Source organism: Streptomyces sp. NPDC049813 (assembly GCF_044465085.1).
Lineage (GTDB): Bacteria > Actinomycetota > Actinomycetes > Streptomycetales > Streptomycetaceae > Streptomyces.
The window spans coordinates 81,296-99,341 of the sequence record NZ_JBITLI010000015.1 but is presented as its reverse complement, the minus strand read 5'-3'; the positions used below and the strand labels follow the sequence as shown (position 1 = coordinate 99,341).

Here is an 18,046-nt window from a genome sequence, read left to right as displayed (position 1 = left end):
GATATTGGGGCGTGGCAGGGCCGGGCTCCGGGTGGAGCTCAGGCCAGCCTCAGCTCCACCCAGTCCACCGTGTCGCCGTCCAGCCGGTACCGGTCGACCTCGACGGTGAACCCGGCGCGCTCGGCGAAGCGCAGCCCGGCCTCGTTCGAGGAGAGGAGCACGGTCTCGATGTGCTCGGCACCCAGCGCCCGCGCCGTGGCGAGCCCGCGCGCGTACAGGGCCCGGCCGAAGCCGCGCCCCCTGTAGGCGGGCAGGACCCGGGAGATCACCGTGGCCACGCCGTCCCGCGGCCTGCGCACGGTGGAACAGCCGACGAGGTCGTCCCCGGCGTAGGCGACCTCCAGGACGTTACGCCCGGCGCGCTCGATGACGTCGTCGAGCGAGAGGTACGCCGAGTCGGCCGGCACGATCATGTTGTGCGCGCGCTGCCAGTCGACGGCACGCACGCCGTCGGTGGCCGGGTCGCCGGTCAAGGTCTCGATACGGAGATCTGTCATCCGGGTAGCCAAGCGGGTGCGGGGCCGGTTTGTCAGTGGGGTTCGGCACATGGGTGGCTCGGGGTTGGTGGTGGGGGCCGATGCGGGGGTTGTCGGTGCGGCCCGCCACGGCCGTGCCGGGTGGGGGGCCGCCAGGGGCCCTGCCGCGGCGGCGGGACTTGTCAGTGGTGCCCGGCACAATGGCGGGAGCACGAGAAAGGGCGGTGCCCCCATGACCGTATGGGACGACCTGGTCGGTCAGGAGCGCGTGGTCGCGGAGTTGAGCGCGGCGGCGCGGGACGCGGACGCCCTGGTGACCGCGGCCGGGGCCGGGGCGCCGCCGCCCACCGCGTCGAAGATGACGCACGCCTGGCTGTTCACCGGCCCGCCGGGCGCCGGCCGGGTCACCGCGGCGCGGGCCTTCGCCGCGGCCCTCCAGTGCGTGTCGCCGGACCGGGCGCTCGGCGGCGCCCCCGGCTGCGGGTTCTGCGACGGCTGCCACACCGCCCTGCTCGGCACGCACGCCGACGTCTCGGCGGTCGCCGCGGTCGGTACGCAGATCCTGGCCGAGGACATGCGCGACACCGTCCGCAAGTCGTACACGTCACCGGCGACGGGCCGCTGGCAGGTGATCCTCGTCGAGGACGCCGAGCGGCTGAACGAGAAATCGGCGAACGCCGTGCTGAAGGCCGTCGAGGAGCCCGCCCCCCGCACCGTGTGGCTGCTGTGCGCGCCCTCCGTGGAGGACGTGCTGCCGACGATCCGCTCCCGCTGCCGCCTGTTGACGCTGAGCACGCCCGGCGTGGACGCCGTCGCCGACATGCTCGTACGGCGTGACGGCATCGAGCCCGACGTCGCCGCGACCGCCGCCCGCGCCACCCAGGGCCACATCGACCGGGCCCGCCGCCTCGCCACCGACCCGCGCGCGCGGGAGCGCAGAGCCGCGGTGCTGAAGGTGCCGCTGCGCGTCGCGGACGTCGGTGGCTGCCTTAAGGCGGCCCAGGAGCTGGTCGACGCGGCCGCCGAGGACTCCAAGCAGCTCGCCGAGGAGGTCGACACCAAGGAGACCGACGAGCTGAAGGCGGCGCTCGGCGCGCAGGCCGGCGGGCGGATGCCGCGCGGCACGGCCGGGGTCATGAAGGACCTGGAGGACAAGCAGAAGCGGCGCCGCACACGGTCCCAGCGCGACTCGCTCGACCTGGCGCTCACCGAGCTGACCGGCGTCTACCGGGACGTGCTGGCGCTCCAGCTCGGCTCACGGGTGGCACTCGCCAACACCGACGTCCAGGACACGCTGGAGCGACTGGCGCGGGACACGTCGCCGGAGTCGACGCTGAGACGCATCGAGGCGATCGGGGCGTGCCGGGACGCCCTGGACCGGAACGTGGCGCCGTTGCTGGCGGTCGAGGCGATGACGATGGCTCTGCGCGCGGGGTAGGGCGACGGCGGGGGCCGGGGGCCGGGGGTAGCGGGTTGGCGCAGGGCCGGGGGCGGGGGTAGCGGGTTGGCGCAGGGCCGGGGGCGGGGGTAGCGGGTCAGCGCGGGGCTGGCGGCGGGGGTAGCGGGTCAGCGCGGGGCTGGCGGCGGGGGTAGCGGGGTCAGCGCAGGGCCGGAGGCGGGGAGTAGCGGGATACCGCGCGGGCGGGCCCCCGGCGGAAGGCAGAGCAAGACCATCCGCACCGAAAGTGACGAGCACTTCGCGGAGCGTTACTCTCACTCGATGGACTTCAGGCGCCACCCCTCCACCGTCCGCCGCCGTACCGCCCTGCTCGCCGCCGCCACCGCAGTGGTCGTGGCCGGCATCTCGGCCTGCTCGCAGGGGAGTTCGGGCTCCACGGACGTCGCGCTCGCCGCGCTGCCCAGCTCCGACCAGACGCGGCTGAGCGCCTACTACGACCAGACCCCGAAGTGGCGCGAGTGCGGCACGGCCGGCTTCGAGTGCGCCACGCTCAAGGCACCGCTCGACTACGACGAGCCGTCCGCGGGCGACATCGACCTCGCGGTCTCCCGGAAGAAGGCCACCGGACCGGGCAAGCGGCTCGGCTCGCTCCTGGTCAACCCGGGCGGCCCCGGCGGCTCCGCGGTCGGCTACCTCCAGGCGTACGCGGGCATCGGCTACCCCAAGCAGGTCCGCGCCCGCTACGACATGGTCGCCGTCGACCCGCGCGGGGTCGCCCGCAGCGCGCCCGTCACCTGCCTCGACGGCAAGCGCATGGACACGTACACGCAGACGGACGTCACCCCCGACGACGCGCAGGAGAAGAAGCAGCTCTCCGCGGCGTTCGACCGGTTCGCGTCCGGTTGCCAGACGGGCAGCCGGGTCTCCAAGCGGGTCCTGCCGCACGTCTCCACCGTCGAGGCGGCCCGCGACATGGACCTGGTGCGGGCCGCGGTCGGCGACGAGAAGCTGAACTACGTCGGTGCTTCCTACGGCACGTTCCTCGGCGCGACGTACGCGGGCCTGTACCCGGAGCGGGTCGGGCGGCTCGTGCTGGACGGCGCGATGGACCCGTCGCTGCCGGCCCGCGAGATGAACCGGCAGCAGACCGCGGGGTTCGAGACCGCGTTCACGTCCTTCGCGAAGGACTGCACGGCCCGCGCCGACTGCCCCCTCGGCACCGGCACCCCGAAGGAGGCGGGACAGCGGCTGACCTCCTTCTTCACGCAGCTCGACCGCACGCCGATCGCCACGGGCGACCCCGACGGCCGCAAGCTGGTCGAGTCCCTCGCGACGACCGGCGTGATCGCGGCGATGTACGACGAGGGGGCCTGGCCGCAACTGCGCGAGGCGCTCACCGCGGCCATGACCAAGAAGGACGGGGCGGGGCTGCTGGCCCTCTCCGACAGCTACTACGAGCGGGACCCCGACGGCTCCTACACCAACCTGATGGCCGCCAACGCCGCCGTGAATTGCCTGGACCAGCCGCCCTCCTTCACCTCCGCGAAGGAGGTCGAGGACGCGCTGCCCGCCTTCGAGAAGGCGTCCCCGGTCTTCGGCGCGGGCCTCGCCTGGTCCGCCCTGAACTGCGCGTCCTGGCCGGTCGAGGCCACCGGGGAGGCCCACCGCATCACGGCCGACGGCGCCGCCCCGATCGTGGTGGTCGGCACGCTCCGCGACCCGGCGACCCCCTACCCCTGGGCCAAGGCCCTGGCCGCCCAGCTCTCCTCCGGCCGCCTCCTCACCTACGACGGCGACGGCCACACCGCGTACGGCCGCGGCAGCGACTGCATCGACGGGGCGATCAACACGTACCTGCTCACCGGCACCCCGCCGAAGGACGGAAAGCGCTGCTCATAGGGGCCGGGCCGACCCCGCTCCCGGTCCTCGCCCCGCCTCCTCCTCTTGATCCACGGCGGGGAAAACCCGGGGCGGAGCACCCCACCGGACCGTGTAGGATTGGCGACGTTGCTGACGCACTCCGGTGCGCGCGGCGGCGCCGCCTTAGCTCAGATGGCCAGAGCAACGCACTCGTAATGCGTAGGTCTCGGGTTCGAATCCCGAAGGCGGCTCTTGTGGAAGCCCCAGAACTCACTCGCCGTGATCTGGGGCTTTTGCTTTTGTAGGCCATGACGTCCTGAGTGGCGCCCTCCCTCCTCGTCTCGCCCTTGCGCCCCGCCCCCCTGTGCCTCGGCCCGGGCCACCGCATCCCTCGGCGGCGGCGCCTGCTCCGCGAGATACGGGGGCCGGCCTCGCGGGAGGCTCCTCGGCCTCCCGACGCTATTTGGTGTGGTTCTCGCCTTCTCTCGTTGCGATCGGTAAGCCGTGAGTGTGAGGATGCTGGGCATGTCGGGGGGCGGGGGATACAGCGGGGCACCGGAGGCGATCCGCCGGACCGGGCCCGATGAGTACGCCGAGATAGCCCCCTCCCGCCGCGGGCAGGACGCCCTCCGGCAAGGTGTGGAGTGACGGACCGCCCGCACCTTGACGGCACCGGAAGGACGCGTCGGCCCGGCGCCGGATGAGTCCCGGGAGCCGCGGAGCGTGACCGAGCCGTCCGGTGCCGAACACTTCCCGTTGCCTTGTACGCCGAGATTCGCAACAGATGGCTACGCGCACATGACGGGCATCGCGCCGGACGAGGCCGTAATGGACATCGAGGATGAGGGGATACAGGCGTGACCGACGGGGGCGGCAAGGGTGCGAAGGATCTTCAGGCCAAGGGCCTCGATCTGATCACCAGGGGCCTGACCGAAGCCCTGGGCGAGCTGAGAGAACTCGGGATGGTCGGCGAGGCAGGGGCCGGGCGGGGGTTCGGTGACATCTCGCTGTCCGGGCTCGAGTTGGGGCACGAGGGCGTGACGGAGAAGCTCCAGTCGTTCTGTGAGCGCTGGGAGTGGGGCGTGCGCTCGCTGATCCAGGAGGGGAACACGTTCGCGGAAGGCGTCGGTCTCTCAGCAGGCACCTACTACGAGACCGACCACTACGTAGAGGGTGCCTTGAAGATCGGGCTGAACTCTGCGATCGGCAATCCCTACGCCGCTGAGGACGAGGTCACGCGGCAGGGCTGGGGAGACATCGCGACCTCCGGTGTGCTCGGCGGCCCCGACTACAGCGCGGAGTCGTGGGACCGGGCCAACGAGAACGTCAAGCAGGGCTACAAGGACGCGGGCCGCGACATCATGACCTCCCGCACCGCGCTGTACGGCCTGAATCCGCAGAACCTGCACGGCAAGGCCGGGATGTCCGACGCCGAGTACAACCAATGGCTCGACGATCGGTTCGGACCCTCCCCCGAAGCCCGCGCCGAGGCTGCCGGGCAGCAGGGCGGTCGGGCCGGGGGCGAGCAGTAGTGGGTCTCATCGGCGACCTCAAGGACGGCTTCAACGACGGCCTGAAAGCCGGCGAGGACCTGATCGACTCGGGCAAGAAGAAGCTTGGGGAGGTCGTCGACTACGGCAGCGACAAGCTCGGCGACGGTCTGGACCACGTCGGCCTGGACAAGGCCGGCGACTGGGTTCATCGGGGCGGTGACTACGTCGCGGCGGGCCTGGGAGCGACCCCGACCGAACAGGGCCTGGGCCACACCGACGACCCCACCGAACTCGTCCATGGCAAGCCCGGCGCGATCCGGGGAGCGGCCAAGCACCTCAAGGACTTCTCCACCGCCTTCGACAAGGTCGGCCGGGGCATGCGGAAGGTCGACGCCTCGGGATGGAAGGGCGAGGCCGGGGATGTCTTCCACCGCAAGATCAGCATCCATCCCGCCAAGTGGGCCCAGGCGGCTGACGCGTGTGAGGACGCGGCCAAGGCGCTGGACTCGTACGCCGACTCCGTCAAGTGGGCACAGGACAAAGCGCAGGACGCGATCGACGCGTACAACCGCGGCAAGCGCACCAGCGCGGAGTCGGCCAAGGCGTACAACAAGAAGATCGACGCCTACAACGCCAAGGCCCTCGCCGGCGAGGATCCCGGCCCCGAGCCGGAGCCCTGGAAGGACCCGGGTGCGGCGGAGCGCGCGACGGCCGAACACATCCTGGAGGATGCCCGCCGCGCCCGTAACGAGGCCGGTGCACGTGCCGAGGCCGCCGTGGCGTCCGCTCTGGCGCATGCTCCGGCCGAGCCGCCGCCCCTGACCCAGCTGAGCAACACACTCAGCGACGCCGGCACGGCACTCGACGTCGAGTCCACGCACCTGCTGGGCGGTGTGATCAAGGGCAGTGCGGGCCTGGTCAACTTCGCCCGCGGCCTGAACCCGTCCGACCCGTACAACCTCACGCACCCGGCCGCGTACTACCAGAGCCTCAACATGACGCTGACCGGCCTGGTCTCCACCGGTACCCATCCCGAACGCGTCGTCACGGCCGCCATCGACGGACTGAAGAACGACCGGTCGGAGTTCGTCGGGCGACTGCTCCCGGAGTTGCTCGGCACCAAGGGTGCGGGATTCGCCAAGAGTGGCGTGCGGCTCGCCATGAGGGAGGGCACGGAGGCCGCCGCGACCAGCATGGCGAGCCGGGGCCTGCGGACGGCGGACGACCTCGGGAGCGCGCGCGGAGGTCTGCAGGCGGTGGACGACATCGGTGGCGCACCGCATCTGCCGGACTCGTGGAAGTTGGGCGAGGACACCCTTGGGAAGGACCTCGAGGGCGCGGCGCACGCGGACGACGGGCTTCGTCCTGCAAAGGGCGTCACGGATGGGGAGTTCGCACAGCTCACCAATGAACAGAAGCACGCAGTCGCTTCATCTGAACTGTATGACGGTGCGCTCACCTTCCGGGACGAGAACGCGGCGATCGCCCACGGACGAGAAACGTGGAACAGATACGCGGACGATCTCCCCGCGTCAGCCAAAAAATCTCTGCTCGACTACTCGGACGACCACTTCGGAGACGCGAGCCCACACTATGCGACCTACAAGGAGATGAACGGGTACCTCCGCGGAGCCGATGAGTTGGGCACTCCTCAGGTCATGCACAACATCGCGGAGGCCGACAAGGCGCTGGCCGGGAATGCGCTCACTCAGGACACCATGGTGGTGCGCGGGCAGGACGTGGAGTACCTGGGTGTCTCGAAGCCCGAGCACCTGATCGGGGAGCAGATCCACGACCCCGCATACATGTCGACATCACTCGGCGACAATGGGGCCGTCTTCGACAAGGATGCGATCGTGCATCTGCGAGTGCCTGAGGGGCACCCAGCCCTGTGGATGGAGAAGGTGAGCCATTACGGCCTCAGTGAGCGAGAGCTACTCCTCGGGCGCGACACCACTTACCGAGTGACCCGTGCATTCACGGACGGCGACAAATGGCACATCTACGGCGAAGTTCTGCCTCAGCGATAGATTAGGAAAGCTCACATGAACTCCGAGCGCGACGACGCAGAACCCCGCTTCGTCCAGCGGACCACCAACCCCCACTTCGAGGAAAGTCCCAAGGTCGTCGTGAGTGGTGGTCCGCCGCGCTATGCCTTCGGTACGGGCCGTCCCGTGCGGTACGTGGCTCTTGCTGACGATCAGGACGAGGTGTTCGGCTACCTCTGGTTCAACGACGAGGACGATGCTGCGGACTGGACGCCGCTAGCGGCAGGGGGCGCACGCGCCAGAAGCCTCGGGGGGGTATGGACCTTTCGCCTGGATGCGGGCAAGGCTCGAGGGCTCACGCCCTCGCAGACCGTGACCGAGTTGGTGGAACAGTGGCCCACCGCCGGGAGCACCCATATCGTCGCGGGCCCTTACGCCGAGGCGGAGAGTTCGGCGGCGTTGGAGGCACTTGCCGGACACTCCACGCAGAAACGCCGGAAGAATGCCGCCGCCGGTTCCATGTTCGGGCTGGCCCTTGGTGACGCCATGGGTTACCCCACGGAGTTCTTGAACATGGCTCAGATCACGGCCAAGTTCGGGCCGTGGGAAAAGATGGGCCTGCCGCTTTCCGCGGGCGACGTGGTGCGGGTCACTGATGACACCCAGATGGCCTTGGCCGTCGGCGAGGCGCTGGTGGAGGCCGGCGCCGGTGAGCCGGGAGCCCGCCGTACTCGCGGAGCCACCGGTGTTGCCGCGGCACTGACTCCTGCCTCCGTCGAGTCGGCGTTGCGCAAGCAGTTCGTGGCCTGGCTCCACGACCCCGACAACAACAGGGCCCCCGGCCAGACGTGCTTGCGTGCGTGCGCGGCTCTGGAACGAGGTCTGCGTTGGCAGGACGCCACGGTCCGGGGTTCCAAGGGTTGCGGCGCCAACATGCGTGTCACTCCGGTCGCCCTGATCCCGGGTCTCCGACCGGCACACCGTGCAGGCATCGCACAGTTGCAGGCGGCGCTCACTCACGGCCATCCCACCGCGCTCGCGGCCAGCGACCTGACCTGTCATGCCACCTGGCTGCTGGCACACGGTTGCGAACTCGCCGACCTGCTACCCCGGTTGCGTGCCTACGCGGAGGACTCCCGGAACACGTACCACGTCGAATGGCTGGGTGATCTGGCCGTCTCGGCGGGCGCTCCCGACCCGCGCGCGTTCATCGCCCTCGGCTGGGACGAATGCCTGCGTGCCCTCGACACCGCGGCCGCTGCCCTGCGAACGAAGGACGTGAGCCGCGACCCCTGTGAGGCGGTCGGTGCGGGGTGGGTCGCCGAGGAAGCCCTGGCCACCGCTCTGTACTGCTTGTTGGTCGTTAACGGCGACCCACGAGGGGCGGTGGCGCGCGCTGCGCACTCGTCCGGCGATTCGGACTCGATCGCCGCACTGGCAGGAGCGTTCGCCGGGGCCAGGCACGGGCTCACCTACTGGCCGCCGGAGTGGCGCGAGGCGTTGGAGTACAAGGAGCGGATCGCTGCCTTGGCCGCGGTCTGGGACAACGCGGCCTGAACCACGAGGACGCGGACGATGATGAGTGCCGGTGCGCGAGGGCCTGCTCAGCGCGCCTACGACTGGCTCGGCGAGGTCTACGGCGGACTGGTCGAGCTCGCCGCCCCGCGCCCCGTGGCCGAGACGGACTCCGCTTGGATGATGGCCTGCCGTGCCGTGACCCAGCCGGGGTTCCCGCGCACGCCGATGCTCGCGGCCTCGGTGGTGGTTCCCAAGATCGGTGGCTACCCGCACCACCCCGCGTCGGCCGATCCGCTGACGGACCTTCTCTCCGTGCCGCCGGAGGAGGCCGCTCTGCGGGTCACCGACCAGAGCCACAGAATCAACGGCCGAGGCCGCGTCGTCGCCACCCATACCGCCCTCGGCGGCCACCCCTCGGTCGCGGTGCCCTGGCAGCCGGCGCACGAGGCCCCCGGCTGGTGGGCCAGGCTGAACCGGCGCTACTTCCCGCACTTCGAGCACGTACCCGTGGGCGACTGGGACCAGGTGGTACGGGCCGTCGGGGAACCGGGCCCGGGCACCCGGAGCGTGGTCTGGGTGCGTCGCGCGATCGGCGGGTACGAGGCCACGGGCCAGTTGATCTACGCCCACAACGACCGCGGCCGGGTGGTCTTCCTCGACGGGCCTACGGGCTCGCTCGCCCGGCTCGACACGCAGTGGGTCCGCGAGGTGACCCTCCTCCGCGCTCTGCCCGGCGTGTGTCGGGCCGTGGGCGAGGACCGAGGGGAAGCGGAATGATCCTCGCCGGCCCCGCCCGAGTCCGGTCACGGACAGCGCTTCTGGTCGCGCTGCCTGTTACCGCTCTCCTGTTCGCGACAGGATGTTCCAAGACCGTGGACGAACTCGATCACACACCCGAAACCATGACCGTCGACAAGGCCCGCGACAAGGCGGGTGAAGTGTCCAGCCAGATCCTTGACCTGATCGGCATCAAGGACGGGAAGGTCACCGAACCCGGTCCGAGGATCTCGCCTTGCAAGGAAGACACCGAGCACCTGTTCTCAGCCAGTCACCCATGGTCCGTCTACGGAGTGTCCGAGGACGAGCTGACCGCCGGGTTCCAGCGTCTTCGCAAAAGCCTGCCTGGGCACGGCTGGAAGATCGTCGCCTACGGGCCGAACAAGAGCAAGGCCAAGACGCTCGAACTCACCGCCGACTCCACGAAGCATCGTTTCTCAGTGAACGCCGAATTGTGGGTGTCGAATCCCGCGACGGGAAAGGAGCCTGAGCCGAAGATCCTTGTTCATGTCGTCTCGGCGTGCTACCGGGCTCCCAAGGGCACGAAGCTGGACCAGGAGTTCTGACGGCGTGGAGCGGAGTGGAGTGGAATGGTCGGTGGGCGAGGCGTTGGCCTTCCGTCGGTGTATGCGCAGACCGTGGTGGTGCTGTTCGACGTCCTGCGAGTGCCTGGAGGGGCTGACAGCGGCGCCTCGACCGCTCCTCGCTTCCGCCGGCAACCTCTAGGAGCCGCGTGCCTCCCGCCTCCCCGTCCGCCCACCGGCGGCGCCGCCTTCACCTTGGATCGCTCACTCTCTTAATGATCGGCCTACTCATCAGTGGGTGCGGTGTGACGGACGACAATGCGAGGACGCCTTTGTCGAGCGACCCCGGCACGTCGGGCGGTTCCGCCGTGAAGATCCCCTCGGCCGGGACCGCCACGACCGACGACGGTGTCGCCGCCGTGAAAGCGGTCTCCAGCCAGATCTACGAGTTCACCGGCGTCGCAGGCACCGCTTCCGCGGCGGGGCCGGGGGTCAGGGAATGCGCGGGCAAGGACCCCGACCGGTACTTCCAGGTCTACCACCCGTGGAACTTCAAGCCGAAGTCCGCAGCCGACAACGACGTGGCGGTGCGGAACCTCAAGGAGAGGCTGAGCACCGGCGGTTGGGTGATCAAGGATTCCTACCGCGACAACAGCCCGAACAAGAACCTGAACCTCGTCGCCGACAACGACGCGAAGAAGATGAGTGTCTGGGTCGTCGCCTACAGCAAGCGGACCACCCCGAGCCTCGGCATCGAAGTCACCTCGGGCTGCTACCAGGTCCCCGAAGGCGAGACGGTCGAGCACTCCTGATCGGCTGCGTCTGTGAGTGCGCCGGCGGCGGGAGGGGGAACCAGTGGTGGGCGGGGCGGCCGCGGTGTGTGTCTCACTTCGCGTCCGCATAGCACTCCACCACCGCCACCGTGAACGGGAACCGCACCGGCGTCTCGCCGAACGTCAGGCGGCCCGCCAGGTCCGAGGCCGCCGCGATCGCCGCGGTCACCTGGGCCGTCTCCTGCTCGGGGCAGTGCACGATCACCTCGTCGTGCTGGAAGAAGACAAGTTCGGCCGCCAGGCCCGCGAGGGTCTGGCGCAGTGCCGCCAGCATCAGCAGGGCCCAGTCGGCGGCGCTGCCCTGTACGACGAAGTTGCGGGTGAAGCGGCCGCGGGCGCGGGAGTTCGAGGACGCGTAGCCGTACCCGGGGCCCTGCGCCGGGCCGCCGCCGGGTTCTGCGCCGTCCGGCGCGTCCTGGGGCAGGCCGGCCTCCTCGGCCTCGGTCGCGCCCGCCGCCGGCGGGCAGGTGCGGCCCAGCCAGGTGCGGACGAGCCGGCCCTCCTCGCCGGCCCGGGCGGCCTCGTCGACGTAGGCGACCGCCTTCGGGAAGCGGCGGCGCAGCAGCGCGAGGTTCTTCAGGCCGTCGCCGGACGTCTGGCCGTATATCGCGCCGAGCACGGCCAGCTTGGCCTGGCCGCGGTCGCCGGAGAACGCGCGGTCCGAGACCGACTGGTACAGGTCGCCGGCCTGCCCCGCGACCTCCATGAACCCCGGGTCGCGCGAGATCGCCGCCAGCACCCGCGGTTCCATCTGCGCCGCGTCGGCGACGACGAGCCGCCAGCCGGGGTCGGCGACGACCGCGCGGCGGATGATCTTCGGGATCTGGAGCGCGCCGCCGCCGTTCGTCGTCCAGCGGCCCGAGACCGAGCCGCCCGGCAGGTACTCGGGCCGGAACCGGCCGTCCCGCACCCAGTCCTGCAGCCAGGACCAGCCATGCGCGGTGTAGATGCGGTACAGCTTCTTGTACTCCAGCAGCGGCGCCACCGCGGGGTGGTCGAGGGAGCCGATCTCCCAGCGCCGGGTCGAGGTGATCTTGATCCCGGCCTCCGCGAACGCCTTCACCACGTCCGCGGGCAGCTCGGGCCGCACCCGCCGCCCGAACGCAGCGGAGATCTCCTCCGCCAGCTCCGCGAGCCGGCGCGGCTCGCCCCCGCCCGTGTACCGCTCGCCGAGCAGGTCGTGCAGCAGGTCCCGGTGCACGTCGGCCCGCCAGGGGACCCCGGCCGCGTGCATCTCGGCGGCGATCAGCATGCCCGCCGACTCCGACGCGGTGAGCAGCCGCATCCGCTCCGGCAGGCCCGTCGCCGCGTGTCTGCGCTGCTGGTCGGCGTAGACCTCGACGAGGTCGCCGAGCGGTACGTCGACCGGCGGGCGCGGCTCGAACAGCGAGGACTGCGAACCCGGTTCGGCGACGCGCGGCGGCGGGTCCGGCGGGACGGGCAGCGCGCGCAGCCGGGCCAGGGCCGCGGCGGCGGAACGGGGCTCGCCGTGCCGGCCCGCGTGGGCGAGCAGGAGGTTCTCGGCGGCCTCTATGTCGTAGCAGCGCTCGACCGGTACCCCGGCGGCGAGCAGCCGCGGGTACACCGCGTGCGTCTCCCGCCACACCCACCGCGCCACCCCGGGCCGGTCCCGTACGGCCGTCACCAGGTTGGGCTCCCGGACGACCGGTCCCGCGGGCAGCCCGTCCCGGCCCAGCGGCACGAGCTCCGCGCCGCCGTGCTCGGTGGGGGCGAGAGCCCAGCGATCGTTCACACGGCCGAGTGTCACACCCGCCACTGACAATTCCGCGCGCCGACATCTCGGCCGGGGCGCGGGGGAGATTCCCGTGCGTGGCGTGGCGTGGCGTGGCGTGGCGTCGCCGTTGTTCGGTTGTTTGACTGGGGCCCCGCTCCCTTGCCCCCCGAGCCGCCGACCCGCCGACCCGGAAACCGTATGAGCAACGGCCCGTACGAGAATCCGCGGAGCCGCAACGTAGAGGACGTGACGACGTGCGCATCAGCCGCCGCACCCTGCTGACCACCGGCACCACCCTGGGCGCGACCGCCCTGACGGGAGTGGGAGCCGCCTCCGCCTCCGGGACCGGCTCCGCGGCCGGGGCCCGCGGTGGGCTCGGGCGCCGGCTGGCCGCCCTGGAGCGCGAGCACGGCGCCCGCCTGGGCGTGTTCGCCCAGAACCTCCGTACCGGCGCCGCACACACCCACCGCGCGGACGAGCGCTTCCCGCTCTGCTCCACGTTCAAGACCCTCGCGGTCGCCGCCGTACTGCGTGATCTGGACGACGACGGTACGTACCTGGCTCGCCGCGTCCGTTATACGCGGGCCGACCTCGACCGGGCCGGGGGCGCCCCCGTCACCGGGCGGCCCGAGAACCTCGCGCACGGCATGACCGTCGCCGAGCTCTGCGGCGCCGCGCTCTCCTACAGCGACAACACCGCCGCCAACCTCCTCCTGGACCGGCTCGGCGGCCCCGCGGCCGTCACCCGGTTCGCGCGGTCGGCCGGGGACCGGGTGACCCGGCTCGACCGCTGGGAGCCCGAGCTGAACTCGGCCGAGCCGGGACGGATCACGGACACCACCACGCCGCGTGCCATCGGCGCGACGTACGCGCGTCTCGTCCTCGGCCGGATCCTCGACCCCGGTGACCGGGCCCGCCTCGCGGGGTGGCTGCTGGCCAACACCACCAGCGACGAGCGGTTCCGCGCCGGTCTGCCCGCCGGCTGGGTCCTCGCCGACAAGACCGGCACGGGTGCGTACGGCACCGCGAACGACGTCGGCGTCGCCTGGACCCCCGGCGGCGACCCCGTCGTCCTCTCCGTCCTCACCACGAAGCCCGCGCGGGACGCCACCGCAGACGACGCGCTGGTGGCCCGGGCGGCCGAGCTGATCGCCGCCGCGTGAGCACCGGCCCCTGACCGCCCAGGCCACCGGGCGTACCGCCCCGGCTGCGACCATGGGAGGAGGGCACTCAGAACGTAGAAGGAGGCAGGGGATGTCAGTGGGTCTCGCCGGGGCGGCCGCCCCCGAGCCGGGCGCCGGCGCGGCATGAGCGCCGGTTCCACCGTCGAGCGCGCCTTCGCCGCCGCGCTGTTCTCCGCCGACGGCGACCTGGACACCGCCGCCTCCCTCCTCGCGGCCGATCCGTCCGCCGACGCGGAACTCGCCCTGCGCGGGCGGGAGTTCGTTCGCCGGGCCTGGGAGCGCGGCTGGCAGCCCGCCGACGTGATCCGGATGGTCGGGCGCGAGCTGGAACCCGCGCACGCGGGGCGGGCGGCCCGGTTGATCCGCGCCGAGACGGGCCGCTACGCGACGCTGCCGCCGCGCTGGCCGGACCAGCTCGCCGCGCTGCCCGCCGACGAACCGCGGCAGGACCGGTTCTCGGCCGCCACCACGGCCCTGGAGCTATACCGCCTGCTGCTGCGGCTGCCCGCCATCGAGCCCGTCGGGCCGGTGCCGGGGGAGGCCGTCAGCACCCCCGTCGCGGGTGAGCCGCGCACCCTGGCGCGGATCCGGGCGCTGCTCGCGAAGGCGGAGGCGACCGGGTATCCGCCGGAGGCCGAGGCCCTGTCGGCCAAGGCGCAGGAGCTGATGGCGCGGCACTCGGTCGACGAGGCGCTGCTCGCCGCCCGGACGCACGCCGCGGACGCGCCCGTCGCGTGCCGGATCGGCGTCGACGCCCCGTACGAGACGGCCAAGGCGGTGCTCCTCGACGCGGTGGCCGGGGCGAACCGCTGCCGCGCCGTGTGGAACAGCGCGTTCGGCTTCTCCACGGTCGTCGGCTTCGCGCCCGACCTGGAGTCCGCCGAGGTGCTCTATACGTCGCTGCTGGTGCAGGGGGTCGCCGCGATGACGCGGGCCGAGGCGGAGCAGCGGGCCGGGGGCCGCAAGCGTACGAAGACGTTCCGGCAGGCTTTCCTGGCCGCGTACGCGCACCGGATCGGCGACCGGCTCACCGCCGTGGCCGAGCAAGTGGTGGACGGGCAGGACGCGTTGCTGCCGGTGCTCGCGGCACGGGACGTCGCGGTGACCGGCCGGGCGCAGGAGATGTTCCCCGAGACGGTGACGACGCGGATGAGGGGGGTCGCGGACGAGGCGGGCTGGGTCGAGGGGGCGGCTGCGGCGGAGCGGGCCCGGGTGGGGCGGGGTTCGTAAGGGGGCGCGCCGCGGGTGGCGCCGCCTTCGTTGGCGGGTGCGGCGCCGTCGTGCCTGGCGGGGCACCACATGCGCCCCGTCAGGGGCGCGGGGAACTGCGCGACCAACCACGACGGCGCCGCACCGACCGATGCACCCATCGAGGCCCCGCCACTGAAGCGCGCCGCTCCGTCGAGGCCCCGCCACTGAAGCGCGCCGCTCCGTCGAGGCCCCGCCACTGAAGCGCGCCGCTCTGTCGAGGCCCCGCCACTGAAGCGCGCCGCTCTGTCGAGGCCCCGCGACTGAAGCGCGCCGCTTCGTTGAGGCCCCGCGACTGAAGCGCGCCGCTTCGTTGAGGCCCCGCCACTGAAGCGCGCCGCACCACGCGCACACCGAACCCACCCGCACCGAATGCCCGTATTATCACGGAGTGAGCTGGTTCCGGGCGCTGAAGGACACCACCCGCTCGGGCCTGACCGTCGAGCGGAAACGCCTGGAGCCCCTGATCGCCCTGCGCGGCACGGTCGGCCTCGCGATCGTGATCGCCATCAGCCTGTCCCTGTTCGGTCCGGCGGTGGCGGCGGGTTCGGCGTTCGGCGGGTTCCAGGCGGCGATCGCCACGTTCCAGCGCAGCTGGCGGCCCCGGCCGGAGCTGGCGCTCGCCTCCGGCGCAAGCCTCGGCGTCTCCACCTTCCTCGGGTACCTCACCGGCTCCCACCTGTTCCTGTTCCTGCCGCTGCTGGCCCTGTGGACGTTCCTGGCGGGCCTGTCCTGGGCGGCCGGCCCGACCATCGGCATCATCGCGTCGTCGAACGTGGCGATGATGCTGGTCACCATCACCCTGCCGACGACGGTCGCCGAGGCCGCGGGGCACGCCGCCATGATGGCCTTCGGCGGCCTGGTCCAGGCCACGCTGGTGATCCTCTTCCCTGTACGTCGCTGGGGAGCGCACCGGGACGCCCTCGCCGACGCGCTGGCCGCCGAGGCCGACTACGCGCGGCGGCTGCGCCACGATCCGGTCGCCGAGTTCGACCCGGCGCCGCTGATGCTGGCCCGCAGCGCCGCCGCGCTCACCCCGCGTCAGGCCCGCACGCGCCCCGCCCAGCTGCGCGGCACGCGCGGGGTGGCCGAGCGCATCCGGCCGGTGCTCGCCTCGCTCGCCGATCCGGCGGTCGGCGTCCCCGCCGAGGGGCCCGAACGGGACCGGGCCCGCGAACTGCTCGCCGCGGCCGGTTCGATCCTGGACGCGGCGGCCCGCGCCATCCGTCAGGGCACGCCGGTCGCCATCCCGCCCGGCGCGGTCGCCGCGTTCCGCGCCCCTGACACCGGGACCATCCTGTCCGGCCCGGCACAACGGGCGGCGAACCGCCTCGGACCGCTCCTGCGGGACGTCCTGGAGACGGCGGGCGGCACTCCGGACGAGGAGCCCGTCACGCTCCCGCCGGCCGCGGCCCTACGCCGCCGCCTCACCCGTCCCCGCCGCCGCGGCGTCCCGTCACCCGCCACCCCGGACCTGACCCCGCTGGCCAAGACCGCCCCGACTCCCGGGGACCCGGCCCCGCCGGCTGAGGAGACCGCACCTGCATCCCGCCCCTCGGACCCGGCCCCGCCACCCCGGGCCGACTCCCCGGACCCGGCCCCGCCGCACCAGAACCCACCGCCCCCATCCCCATCCCCATCCCCACCCACGAAGCCCCCACCCCCTCGCCCCCTCCGCCGTCCCTCCCTCTTCCAGCTGGTCCCCGCCGCCGTGCGGGCGATTCGCCGGGAGGCGCGGCCGGGGTCGCCGATCCTGCGGCATGCCACCCGGGTCTGCGGGGTCGCCGTCGCCGGGTACCTCATCGGCGGCGCCCTGCCGCTCGGCCACGGCTACTGGGCGCCCATGTCGGCCGTGATGGTCATGCGGCCGGACTTCTCGCAGACGTACTCCCGGGCCGTCGCCCGTTTCGGCGGCACCCTCGTCGGGGTCGCGCTGGCCACCGCCGTCGTCCAGCTCGCCCATCCCGGCACGGAACTCTCCGCCGGTCTCGCCGTACTGTGCGCCGGGCTGATGTACCTGCTGATGCGCACCGGCCAGCTCGCGTCGCAGGCCTGCGTCGCCGCGTACGTCGTGTTCCTGCTCGGGATGGGCGGCGAGGCCTGGAGCCAGACGGTTCCCGAGCGCCTGGTGCTCACGCTCGCCGGGGGGCTGCTGGCGACCCTCTCCTACGCGCTCTACCCGGCGTGGGAGACCCCGCGCCTGCGCACCCGGCTCGCGGACTGGCTCGCCGCGCTCGGCGAGTACGCGGCCGTCGTCGTCGATCATTACGCCCACCCGGCGGGCAAGGCCTGCCCGGACGTGCGCGCGGCCCTGCTGAAGGCGCGGGACGCCCACATCGCCTGGCAGGAGGCCGTGAACCGGGCCGGCACCGAACCCGTCCGCCACCGGGGCCTGTCCAACGCCGCCGCCGACGACGCCGCGCACGCCCTGCACCACCTGGGGCGCGTCGCGATGCTGATGGAGGCCCACCTCCCGGAGCGCGACGCCACCCCCGTCCCGGCCGCGGCGGCCCTCGCCGACGCGCTGCGCACGGCGACCCGCGACGGCGCGCGCGCCCTGCGCGAGCGCCGCGTGCCGCGGTGGCAGCCGGTCCGCGAGGCGCTGGAGGCCTGGGACGGCGAGGGCGTCCCCGACCGCGTCGTGCGGCGGGGCGCCGGGATGCTGGTCGAGACGCTGGAGGAGCTCTCGGACGCGCTGGACACCGACGTGCCGCCGATGACCGTCAAGGCGGCGGAAAAGAAGGCGGACGGGCCACGCGACCCGTGAGGCCCCGCGACCCGTGAGGCCGCGCGACCCGTGAGGCCGCGCGACCCGTGAGGCCGCGCGACCCGTGAGGCCCCGTGACCCGTGAGGCCCCGCGACCCGTGAGGCCCCGCGGCCCATGGCATCGCGGCCCATGGCACCGCGAGAATGCGGCCGTCAGCCGTCAGCCGTCAGCCGTCAGCCGTCAGCCGTCAGCCGTCAGCCGTCAGCCGTCAGCCGTCAGCCGTCAGCCGTCAGCCGTCAGCCG

14 protein-coding genes and 1 tRNA gene are annotated in these 18,046 nt (G+C 72.6%); 13 read left to right on the top strand and 2 right to left on the bottom strand.

Translation table 11 applies throughout. The features are described 5' to 3' along the window. Nucleotides 1-38 precede the first annotated feature (38 nt). Nucleotides 39-497 (bottom strand): GNAT family N-acetyltransferase, encoded by a 459-nt coding sequence (locus tag ACIBW6_RS27450; protein WP_399064123.1) that lies wholly within the window; start codon nt 495-497, stop codon nt 39-41. 211 nt (nt 498-708) lie between these two features. Between ACIBW6_RS27450 and ACIBW6_RS27445 the strand changes: the two genes are divergently transcribed. From ACIBW6_RS27445 to ACIBW6_RS27400, 10 genes are all read left to right on the top strand, one after another. Beyond that, nucleotides 709-1,914 carry a DNA polymerase III subunit delta' gene (locus ACIBW6_RS27445; protein WP_399064121.1) on the top strand — a complete coding sequence of 402 codons (1,206 nt, stop codon included), beginning with the start codon at nt 709-711 and terminating at the stop codon, nt 1,912-1,914. Nucleotides 1,915-2,196: 282 nt separating this feature from the next. After that, on the top strand, nt 2,197-3,774 hold the full coding sequence (locus ACIBW6_RS27440) for an alpha/beta hydrolase (RefSeq protein WP_399064119.1): 1,578 nt from the start codon (nt 2,197-2,199) through the stop codon (nt 3,772-3,774). Nucleotides 3,775-3,912: 138 nt separating this feature from the next. Beyond that, nucleotides 3,913-3,986, top strand: a tRNA-Thr gene (locus ACIBW6_RS27435). Nucleotides 3,987-4,458: 472 nt separating this feature from the next. Beyond that, nucleotides 4,459-4,596 (top strand): hypothetical protein, encoded by a 138-nt coding sequence (locus ACIBW6_RS27430; RefSeq protein WP_399064117.1) that lies wholly within the window; start codon nt 4,459-4,461, stop codon nt 4,594-4,596. Beyond that, the gene (locus tag ACIBW6_RS27425; RefSeq protein ID WP_399064116.1) at nt 4,593-5,267 is read left to right on the top strand and encodes a hypothetical protein; all 675 of its coding nucleotides are present in this window, start codon (nt 4,593-4,595) and stop codon (nt 5,265-5,267) included. Before ACIBW6_RS27430 ends, ACIBW6_RS27425 begins: the two co-directional genes overlap by 4 nt. After that, nucleotides 5,267-7,258, top strand: coding sequence for a putative T7SS-secreted protein (locus ACIBW6_RS27420; RefSeq protein WP_399064114.1), 1,992 nt, complete (start codon nt 5,267-5,269; stop codon nt 7,256-7,258). The genes ACIBW6_RS27425 and ACIBW6_RS27420 overlap by 1 nt, the downstream gene beginning before the upstream one ends. 477 nt (nt 7,259-7,735) lie before the next feature. Continuing rightward, complete coding sequence (locus tag ACIBW6_RS27415) at nt 7,736-8,773, top strand: ADP-ribosylglycohydrolase family protein (RefSeq protein ID WP_399064250.1); 1,038 nt, start codon at nt 7,736-7,738, stop codon at nt 8,771-8,773. A gap of 18 nt (nt 8,774-8,791) precedes the next feature. Further along, the gene (locus tag ACIBW6_RS27410; protein WP_399064113.1) at nt 8,792-9,511 is read left to right on the top strand and encodes a toxin glutamine deamidase domain-containing protein; all 720 of its coding nucleotides are present in this window, start codon (nt 8,792-8,794) and stop codon (nt 9,509-9,511) included. Nucleotides 9,512-9,606: 95 nt separating this feature from the next. Next, complete coding sequence (locus tag ACIBW6_RS27405; protein ID WP_399064111.1) at nt 9,607-10,077, top strand: hypothetical protein; 471 nt, start codon at nt 9,607-9,609, stop codon at nt 10,075-10,077. A 263-nt stretch (nt 10,078-10,340) separates the two neighbouring features. Further along, nucleotides 10,341-10,847: a hypothetical protein gene (locus ACIBW6_RS27400; RefSeq protein WP_399064109.1), complete on the top strand. Its 507-nt coding sequence runs from the start codon at nt 10,341-10,343 to the stop codon at nt 10,845-10,847. 73 nt (nt 10,848-10,920) lie between these two features. Here the strand turns inward: ACIBW6_RS27400 and ACIBW6_RS27395 are convergent, their stop codons facing one another. Continuing rightward, nucleotides 10,921-12,621, bottom strand: coding sequence for a bifunctional 3'-5' exonuclease/DNA polymerase (locus ACIBW6_RS27395; protein ID WP_399064107.1), 1,701 nt, complete (start codon nt 12,619-12,621; stop codon nt 10,921-10,923). A 257-nt stretch (nt 12,622-12,878) separates the two neighbouring features. On the opposite strand from ACIBW6_RS27395, the gene bla reads away from it, so the two are divergent. From bla to ACIBW6_RS27380, 3 genes are all read left to right on the top strand, one after another. Beyond that, nucleotides 12,879-13,766 (top strand): class A beta-lactamase, encoded by an 888-nt coding sequence (gene bla, locus ACIBW6_RS27390; RefSeq protein WP_399064248.1) that lies wholly within the window; start codon nt 12,879-12,881, stop codon nt 13,764-13,766. Between the two features lie 144 nt (nt 13,767-13,910). Beyond that, nucleotides 13,911-15,017, top strand: coding sequence for a DUF2786 domain-containing protein (locus ACIBW6_RS27385; protein WP_399064105.1), 1,107 nt, complete (start codon nt 13,911-13,913; stop codon nt 15,015-15,017). Between the two features lie 409 nt (nt 15,018-15,426). Then, nucleotides 15,427-17,802, top strand: coding sequence for an FUSC family protein (locus ACIBW6_RS27380; RefSeq protein WP_399064103.1), 2,376 nt, complete (start codon nt 15,427-15,429; stop codon nt 17,800-17,802). Nucleotides 17,803-18,046: the final 244 nt, after the last annotated feature.

Bases quoted from the DNA above. Each gene is read 5' to 3' on its own strand.
- ACIBW6_RS27410 (WP_399064113.1), top strand. From the start codon at position 8,792: ATGATGAGTGCCGGTGCGCGAGGGCCTGCTCAGCGCGCCTACGACTGG.
- ACIBW6_RS27415 (WP_399064250.1), top strand. From the start codon at position 7,736: ATGTTCGGGCTGGCCCTTGGTGACGCCATGGGTTACCCCACGGAGTTC.
- ACIBW6_RS27450 (WP_399064123.1), bottom strand. From the start codon at position 497: ATGACAGATCTCCGTATCGAGACCTTGACCGGCGACCCGGCCACCGAC.
- ACIBW6_RS27385 (WP_399064105.1), top strand. From the start codon at position 13,911: ATGAGCGCCGGTTCCACCGTCGAGCGCGCCTTCGCCGCCGCGCTGTTC.
- ACIBW6_RS27445 (WP_399064121.1), top strand. From the start codon at position 709: ATGACCGTATGGGACGACCTGGTCGGTCAGGAGCGCGTGGTCGCGGAG.
- ACIBW6_RS27440 (WP_399064119.1), top strand. From the start codon at position 2,197: ATGGACTTCAGGCGCCACCCCTCCACCGTCCGCCGCCGTACCGCCCTG.